Below are 2054 nucleotides of genomic sequence, written 5' to 3' on the forward strand. Positions count from 1 at the left end.
AGGAGGTATGTTAGTGACTAAATCAATTGGTGAGCGCATACGAGATTTACGTGATGATAATGATTTCAAGCAAGGCGAATTAGCAAAATATATTGGTGTATCTAGGCAAGTTCTTTCAAATTGGGAAAGAGGATATACTCCTGTAGATATAGAGGGAGTATCTAAACTAGCGATAGTCTTAAAGGTATCTGTTGATTATATAATGCGTGGTGAAGAAGACAGTGTATCTAATAAAGAGTCTGGAGTTGGAGATAGAATAAGACAATTAAGGTTTGGAAAAGGGTGGCTTCAAAAGGATCTTGCAGATAAGAGCAAATTCACTGTTCAAAAAATATCTAACATTGAGAGAGGATTCACAACAGAAATTAATAGTGATGATATTAATATATTTGCACAAGTATTTAATGTTAGCACAGACTATATTCTTAATCCAGATGCATTAGATCAGAAAGAATTACTACAGTTAGCGAGTAAATTAGCTTTAGCATGTCAACAGGTTTTAGATAGTAATGCTATAAATATTAGTAAATCTATTTCCTTAATGGAGAAGGCGTTAATTGATTACAATGGTGTATTGTATAATAAGTTAGCTTAAAAGACGGATTTCAAGGGATTTATGGGCTAGGAAATGGAAGCATTATAGAGTATATGGAAGTATAATGGAGGTAATAAAAATGTATTTAATTCAATCTGCTTTAATTTATAAAAATCATGAATTAGGTGAATGGAGAACAATTTGTATATCAAATAGTGGTAGAGATGTAGACTCAATTATTGAAGCAATGCAAAAAGTTTACCCACAATGTGAATACCGTTATGAACGAATTAAATAATTGTTTTTAACATATGAGCCGTGAATTTGAAGTGTTAGAAAGGAGAAAATTAAAGTGTTATTTATGTATGAAGGAAGAGCTGTTAAAATAGATCAGGATATGCGTATTAGTAATAGAAAAATCTATCACTACACTATTTATAATGATTCGCCAAGAAACGTTAAAATGAAACCAGAAAGTGAGTTAGAAATCTTAAAACAAGGTACTACAGATGAATCGAGAGATACTATTGATTCGATTAAAGAAAAGTGTATGAAATATTTAGATTTTGTACTTATTGATGGTAATGATTTATTTAGTTAATAGCACTCGAATATGTGGTTTTAACGTGTAGAGAAAGGGGGAATGAAATAATGGAAGATACATTAGATATCGGAATAGAAATTATTACAGAACTAAAAATGAAAGGAATAGTCCTTGATGGAGGTCTTAGGAATCTTATAATTTTAAAAGTAGCTGAGTGTTATGAATCAGGATTAGAAGTTGGACTCAGACAAGGAATGGATATAGCTTTTAGAGAGTTTGAAGAGAAGTTAAACGCAGTAAAAGAAAGGTATATTGTAAGTTAAATCCTACGAAACTAAGATTTTAACGTGTTTGTATATTAGCATATGGAAGCATAGTCGAGTAAATAGAAGTATGAAGGAGATAGAAAATGAATAAATTATTATATCTAAGAAATCTTAAACATGAACTTTATAAGATGGACAATAAGAGAAAGTATTCTGTTTTCCATGAGCCAGATAATAATAATCTAATTGTATTTAGTCCATATGATGATTGTGATATTGATTCAGTATGTGGTAGCATAAGAGATGAAATTTATGGTTACCTAATTAATGTGTTGAATACTCAAGAAAATGTTTTAGTTAGTTGGTCTCAGGTTAGTGGCACAACAAGTGATTATACAATTTATTATGATATGCCTAATGATGAACTTAAAAATAAACCATATAAGGATATTATCAATTACTTGAAGAATATGAATGTCAAATCTGAGGTACGTGGTTTCAAATATACAGAGACAAGAGATAATGTTGCGAGTAAGATTGAAGCAAAAGTATATAGTAGCATGGCTTAAAATCAAGATTTCGAAGTATAGAGGGGAGTAAATATAAATGACCTTTGAAAATGCAAAATTAATTTGTCATATAAGAAGTGCAATTTACAGGGCAAGTAAATCTGAGAATAAATACTATAAAAATCATACCATATCTTTAG

Annotated in this window: 5 protein-coding genes; all 5 read left to right on the forward strand. The window is 30.0% G+C overall.

The window, feature by feature from the left end:
- The coding region (locus VIM70_RS09720; protein ID WP_331945558.1) for a helix-turn-helix transcriptional regulator at window positions 1–595 on the forward strand (595 nt) is incomplete at its 5' end.
- A 79-nt stretch (window positions 596–674) separates the two neighbouring features.
- Window positions 675–833, forward strand: a complete 159-nt coding sequence (locus VIM70_RS09725) for a hypothetical protein (RefSeq protein WP_331945559.1) — start codon at window positions 675–677, stop codon at window positions 831–833.
- A 54-nt stretch (window positions 834–887) separates the two neighbouring features.
- The gene (locus tag VIM70_RS09730; protein ID WP_331945560.1) at window positions 888–1136 is read left to right on the forward strand and encodes a hypothetical protein; all 249 of its coding nucleotides are present in this window, start codon (window positions 888–890) and stop codon (window positions 1134–1136) included.
- A 50-nt stretch (window positions 1137–1186) separates the two neighbouring features.
- Window positions 1187–1402, forward strand: coding sequence for a hypothetical protein (locus tag VIM70_RS09735; RefSeq protein WP_331945561.1), 216 nt, complete (start codon window positions 1187–1189; stop codon window positions 1400–1402).
- Window positions 1403–1488: 86 nt separating this feature from the next.
- Window positions 1489–1914, forward strand: a complete 426-nt coding sequence (locus tag VIM70_RS09740) for a hypothetical protein (RefSeq protein ID WP_331945562.1) — start codon at window positions 1489–1491, stop codon at window positions 1912–1914.
- Window positions 1915–2054 lie beyond the last annotated feature (140 nt).

The sequence above is a fragment of the Clostridium sp. genome (assembly GCF_036569345.1).
Classification (GTDB): Bacteria; Bacillota; Clostridia; order Clostridiales; family Clostridiaceae; genus Clostridium_AD.

What these genes read in the sequence shown, in the direction of transcription:
- VIM70_RS09735 (WP_331945561.1), top strand. Translation starts at nt 1,187, where the DNA reads ATGGAAGATACATTAGATATCGGAATAGAAATTATTACAGAACTAAAA.
- VIM70_RS09740 (WP_331945562.1), top strand. Translation starts at nt 1,489, where the DNA reads ATGAATAAATTATTATATCTAAGAAATCTTAAACATGAACTTTATAAG.
- VIM70_RS09725 (WP_331945559.1), top strand. Translation starts at nt 675, where the DNA reads ATGTATTTAATTCAATCTGCTTTAATTTATAAAAATCATGAATTAGGT.